This is a genomic window from Nitrococcus sp. (assembly GCF_059432795.1).
In genome coordinates this window covers 1-5,574 of the sequence record NZ_JBXWZQ010000231.1, presented here as the reverse complement: position 1 = coordinate 5,574, position 5,574 = coordinate 1, and the positions used below count along the sequence as shown (strand labels likewise).

Sequence of the window (5,574 nt, the reverse complement as noted above, 5' to 3'; positions counted from 1 at the left end):
CGATTCTCACGCGGTAGTCACGGAACTGTGGCGATTCCTCTTCGGCATAGTTCAGGTTCTTGAATAGCCCCGTAAGCCGCGTAAAGAACTGCCGCGCCGCGTCCTTGTCGGCAAACTCGTAGTCCCGACTCACGACATCGTGCACCCGCGCCAGGGATTCGAGCTGCCGGCGTAACGGCGTGGTAACGTCGACGGGGTCGAAGGTGTCCTGCTGCAGGTAGACGGCGTCGACGAAGGTGGCCTTCAGGTAACCAACGAAGTCAGCCAGGCTGATCCCTTCCTCGCCGGTAACCTGCATCATCCGCAGCACCTCGTCGCCGTCCCGGAGCAAGGCAAGCAGCACCCGCACCCGCTCGTTCCAGGCGGCATGGACGTGCTCGCGGTACCAGCCCGCCAGATCCTCGCGGTAGCGAGACCACGAAAGCAAGGGGTCGACGGCCGGGTAGAAACGCTTATAGGCGCGATCCGCGCTTAGGCCGAGAAATGTCTTGACGGTGCTCAGGGTGGCCTGAGTCACCGGCTCCTCGAAGTTGCCGCCGGCCGGCGAGACCGTGCCGATGATAGTCAGGCTGCCAACGCTGCCGTCGTTGGTGCGCAGCGAGCCGGCACGCTCATAGATGCCACGCACGGCCGAGTCCAGGTACGCTGGGTAGGCCTCCTCGCCCGGGATCTCCTCCATCCGTCCGGAGGTCTCACGCATAGCCTGCGCCCAACGCGAAGTAGAGTCCGCGATCATCAGCACATCGTGGCCCATCTGACGGTAATACTCGCCCAGGGTAATTCCCGTATAAATGGACGCCTCGCGGGCCGCCACCGGCATGGAGGACGTATTACAGATAATAATGGTGCGATCCATCAGTCGACCGCCGGTGCGGGGGTCGGCGAGCGTGGGAAACGTAGTAATCGTCTCCACGACCTCGCCCGCCCGCTCTCCGCACGCCACGACGACCACCAGATCGACGTCGGCATAGCGCGAGATCAGATTCTGCAGCACTGTTTTGCCGGCCCCGAACGGCCCCGGGATGCAGGCCGTGCCGCCGCGTGCTACCGGGAAGAAGGTATCGATGATACGCAGCCCCGTGATCATGGGCTCGTTTGGGTAGAGCCGCTCGCAGCGGTGACGCCGCAGCAGCTGCGCCGGCAGCGCCCGGCGCACCGGCCAGCGCTGGGCCAGGGTGAGCGCCCGCTCATGGCCCTCGCCGTCCCGATAACGGGCAACACCCACGTCGACGCTGAAGCTGCCCTCCTGAATCCAGGTAATCTCCACCTCCCCCGAGCCATGGAAGGGGAGCATGATCTTGTGCTGCAATCGCCCTTCCTGAACATGCCCGACGGTATCGCCCGGCCCCAGCTTCGAGCCAATGCGTACGGCTGGCGTGAACGCCCACTGGTGCTTGCGATCCAGGGCCGGAAAATCGAAACCTCGCGGGAGAAAGTAGCCAAAGCGCCCCGCGACCTCTTCCAGTGGATTCTGCAGACCGTCAAAGACTTGCCCGAGCAAGCCGGGACCGAGCTCTACTGAGAGCATGGCACCGGTTTGGCGCACCGGGTCACCAACCGCCACACCGGCCGTGCTCTCGAACACCTGGACGTCGGCGAAGCGCCCCCGCACGCGCATCACCTCACCCATCAGCTCCATAGGCCGCTCGCCGTGACCGCGCTCCGCGGGGCAGACCGTGACCACCTCGTTTTTCATCAGGGGGACGTGGCCCTCGGAACCCGAATCGGCCGCTATGGTCACCAAATCATCCTGGACCGCGACCACGCGCACTGACGGCGGTCCCGACGACTCTCTGCGTGCTTGATCGGCCAAAAAGACAGCTCCCGCCCTTTCAGCCTGACGGTTCGAACAGCCGGTCGAACTCTCCCAGCCCCTCGCGCGTCAGGCTATCGAAACGCTCCAGTGCGGCGGCGCCATCATAGGCCAAGCGCCGCTCCAGCAGATCCCACTTGAGCACGTAGACCGTCACCGCAAGGAGGTCAAAGTAGTGACCTGCCACGGCCCGAGTCAGCCGCGTCCAGACGATGTCCATGAGCAGCCGCTCCAGCTCCGCTGGCCCACCCGCCCGCATCAGCCGCTCCGCTTCACCCAGCCAGGGAAAGATCGGCTCGAGCTGAAAAGTACGCTCCCGCCAGTGGCGGCGGATGTGGTCCACCCAGCGCCCGTGCCCCCACGGCTCGCCTTGCCTAGGCGCTGGACCGCCGCGCTGGCGTCGCCGCAGTGCAGCGACGGCCGTGCGCAGCTCCAAGCGTTCCTGAACAATAGCGCGCACGGCCGGATTCTGCAGCCGCGGCAATACCACTGCCGCTTGCTCCACCAGACTCGCATCCGGCACGTCCAGAGACAAACGCTGCCAGGAAAGCAGCTTCTCTATCCGGTCAAGCGCCGCCGCGTCGGCGCCCTCTAGCAGCCCGAGCCGCTGCTCCAGGCGCAGTCGCGAAATGGGAAGCTGCTTCGCGTGGAACAACGGCGGCAGCGCCGGCAGACTGCTCATCAACATATAGTAGCGAACGGGCCGCGCCATGGCCGCTACCGCACCACCCCTTCCAGCAGAGCACGGAACCGGGGCCGCAGATGCTGGAGCAAAAGCTCCGTTACCGCCTCTTCCGTCAGGTCAATCTCCACATCCTGCTCCGCCAGACGGATGCGGATGCCCCGCATGCCCGGCTCCCCTGCGCTAAAGACGACACCCTCGCGCAGTCGCTCCCGGCCGAGCGCGGCGGCGAAATAGGTCAAAGTGCCGGCACGCAGCACCTCGGGATCGCGGCGCAGATCTTCCAAGCCAACGACGTCGGTGGGAAGAACCACCTCAACGCGCTCTTTTTTGTCCAGCCCACCTTGTTCCCGCGCCCGCCCCGCGACCTCCAGAATCAGCTGGCGTAAAAACGCCTCAACGTCGAGCTCGCTGGCGATCAGGCGCCGCAGCTGCTCGGTAAATCCGCGCACCAGGGTGTCGTTGAGCTCCAGCACGGTGTCCCGCGCCGCGACGTGCAGCGCCTCTTCGGTGGAGCGTCGCAGCCGCTCGGCGTCCTCCCGAGCCCGGGTCCGAATCCACTCCGCCTCTTCCCGAGCCTGTTTTAGAAGCCAGTCCGCTCGCCGCTCGGCGGACTGAATAAGCTCCTGGGCCCGCGCCCGGCCCTCCTCGACTCCATCCTGGACCAGTCGATCGATCAGGGCTTCAACCCCCGAAGACGGGGTGGCCTCGGTATCGGTCTTGTTCTCCTCTGCCATGGCGTGCTCTCTCGGCGAGTTAGCGGGGAATGCCGGCGCTGATCACCAGCGCGAAGATGAAGGCGAAAACGCCGAAGCCCTCTACGATCGCCGCAGGCGCAATGGACAACCCCAACACCTCCGGCTTCGCCTTGGCCGTGTTGATGGCCGAGGCCACGCATTCCCCCTGCCGCACAGCGCTCCACAGCAAAGCGGTCCCCGCCAGCAGACCCACCGCCGCGAGCCCCGGCGCCGACGCCACAGTCACCGGACGCTGCAGCGCGAACATCACAACAATGCCGTAGATGGTCTGCGAAGAAGGCATGGCAGAAAGCCCGATATAACGGCCGTGGCCGCTCTCCGTCTCGAGCAGCGCTCCGCAGGCGGCCTGACCTGCGATGGCGCAGCCGATGATACTGCCGATCGCCCCCAGCGCCATGGGGCCGTACAGCCCCGCCCAGCCCAGCGCAATGATCAGGTTGTCCACCGTTTCCTCTCCTTCTTCTCAAAAGGCTGGAAGGGATAGCCTCCCTCCGGTACACCCCAGTGATAGAACTCGATCAGGTTGAGACGCAGGCCATGAACCACGCCGCTGACCACGGCCAGGACGAGATTGAGCCCGTGACCCAGCACCAGGATCAGCAGGAACGCGGCCAGGCCCACGCCGGGCAGGGCCTCACGCGCGGAAACCGCCAGGTCATTGAAGGTGACGGCGAGGGAGGCGCTGGCAAGCCCCAAGGCAAAAAGCCGCAGATAGCTCAGCACGTCCCCGAACGCCTTGGTCAGCCCAGTCAATGCAAGCATGCCGGCACCGAGGCGCAGAAGAGCATCCTTCGGGCCACCCAGGGCCCGGTCGCTCGCGAAGCCGAGCACCGCGAGGGCGCCCACGCCGATGGGCCAATAACCGGCATCGTAGCCGTATCCAAGCACAAGCCCGCCCATTACGATGGCAACCCAGCCAAGCGGGGCGAGCATTGTCGCGTGCCAGCGCCGATGGAATGCCGTCGCGGCATTCGCTACCACCAAGTGAGTGGCTCCAATGACTATAGAGAGCCTCATCATGGTCTCGAAGTCGTTAACGTCGAGCCTATGCATGGCGCCGAGAACGGACCCGGGCGGCGCGGTGCAACCGAAATAATTACCCACCAGCACGCCGTAGACCACAGAGGCGGCCACGATGGCCTGTCCCATGATGTAGATGCGGTGTCCACTACGAGCGCTCGTCAGGCGCGTGCGGGTAAACCAGAGGACCGCCCCAAGGAGGAGGGCGTATCCCGCATCGGATAGAATCATGGCGAAAAATAGCGCAAACGAAAAAAACATCACCGGCGAGGGATCCCAGTTCCTGTAGCCCGGGACCTGGTAAAACTCCACCACTTCCTCACCACCACCGGTCAGCTCGCGGTTGTGCAGCAAGGTGGGCGGCGTGTCGTCGGGACTCGGGGCGTCGACCTCGAGCGCCACTGCGTGCGCCTGCGCCAGTCTCCTCAGGGAGGCCACGGCATCGACTGGCACCCAGCCCTGGACTGCGAACACCCCCTCACGATCCAGCGTAATGGCCCGGGCCCAACGCGCCGCGGACCGGTCGGCCGCGCGGGCCAAATTGCGCTGAATGAACTCGATCCAGCGGGTTAGCGTCCAACGCTCGGCTTCGAGCTCCTCAAGCTCCACCTCAATGCGGGCCAGGCGCCGGCGAACCGCGGACAACGGCAACGCACCGGTGTGCGTGCGCGGCACCGGGAGGGCGTCCTCTGGCGGCTCCTCTTGGGCTGCCACGACGACGTAGCTGTACCGGCTGTCCCGATGGACGATGGACCAGATCAGCCCCGAGTCCCGGACGTCTCTGAGCCGATAATGGGGAACAAGGTAGAACCACAGGCGGTATCCGGCGGGAGCCCCGTCCGAAGGGAAACGAAATTCGCCCCAGGGCTCGAGCTCGCGGATGCGCTTTTGCAGAAAGTCACGACGGTCGGAAAGCTGGCGCGTGCGGTGCTGGTTATCAAGTGTCCGGTTGATCACCGTGGCCCAATCGAACGTCTCGTCCGGCTGCGCCTGATGGCGGCGCAGCGGGAAATCCTCAAGGTATTTAAGCGCCTTGCGCGCCTGCTCCACCTCCGTATCCTCACCCGCTTCGCCCGTCTCTTCGGCATGGCGCAGGGGCAACAAGTGTAGACAGCCCAGGTTCTGCAGCGCATCCAGCACTTGCGCCTTCTCCTTGTCGGGGGCACAAAGCGTGTCCGTTCTCAGCTGGCCGATGCTCATCGGGGCTCTCCGTACTCGTGTTTGCGGTTGGCGATCTTGGCCCGGAGCACGGCGGCTCGCTCTCCCTCACCCAGAGGGATCCGCAGCCGCCGACTGCGGGC

Annotated in this window: 5 protein-coding genes; all 5 read right to left on the bottom strand. The window is 65.2% G+C overall.

Annotated elements, in window-relative coordinates; all coding sequences use genetic code 11:
* Nucleotides 1–1,771, bottom strand: a 1,771-nt coding sequence (locus AC52Q4_RS16270) for a V-type ATP synthase subunit A (RefSeq protein ID WP_495537849.1), incomplete at its 3' end; no start/stop codon positions are given.
* Nucleotides 1,772–1,832: 61 nt separating this feature from the next.
* Nucleotides 1,833–2,525 carry a hypothetical protein gene (locus tag AC52Q4_RS16265; RefSeq protein ID WP_495537848.1) on the bottom strand — a complete coding sequence of 231 codons (693 nt, stop codon included), beginning with the start codon at nt 2,523–2,525 and terminating at the stop codon, nt 1,833–1,835.
* Between the two features lie 5 nt (nt 2,526–2,530).
* On the bottom strand, nt 2,531–3,232 hold the full coding sequence (locus tag AC52Q4_RS16260) for a hypothetical protein (RefSeq protein WP_495537847.1): 702 nt from the start codon (nt 3,230–3,232) through the stop codon (nt 2,531–2,533).
* Between the two features lie 19 nt (nt 3,233–3,251).
* Nucleotides 3,252–3,698 carry an ATP synthase subunit C gene (locus AC52Q4_RS16255; RefSeq protein WP_495537846.1) on the bottom strand — a complete coding sequence of 149 codons (447 nt, stop codon included), beginning with the start codon at nt 3,696–3,698 and terminating at the stop codon, nt 3,252–3,254.
* The gene (locus AC52Q4_RS16250) at nt 3,686–5,473 is read right to left on the bottom strand and encodes a V-type ATP synthase subunit I (protein ID WP_495537845.1); all 1,788 of its coding nucleotides are present in this window, start codon (nt 5,471–5,473) and stop codon (nt 3,686–3,688) included. Before AC52Q4_RS16250 ends, AC52Q4_RS16255 begins: the two co-directional genes overlap by 13 nt.
* Nucleotides 5,474–5,574 lie beyond the last annotated feature (101 nt).

Bases quoted from the DNA above. Each gene is read 5' to 3' on its own strand.
- AC52Q4_RS16250 (WP_495537845.1), bottom strand. From the start codon at position 5,473: ATGAGCATCGGCCAGCTGAGAACGGACACGCTTTGTGCCCCCGACAAG.
- AC52Q4_RS16260 (WP_495537847.1), bottom strand. From the start codon at position 3,232: ATGGCAGAGGAGAACAAGACCGATACCGAGGCCACCCCGTCTTCGGGG.
- AC52Q4_RS16265 (WP_495537848.1), bottom strand. From the start codon at position 2,525: ATGGCGCGGCCCGTTCGCTACTATATGTTGATGAGCAGTCTGCCGGCG.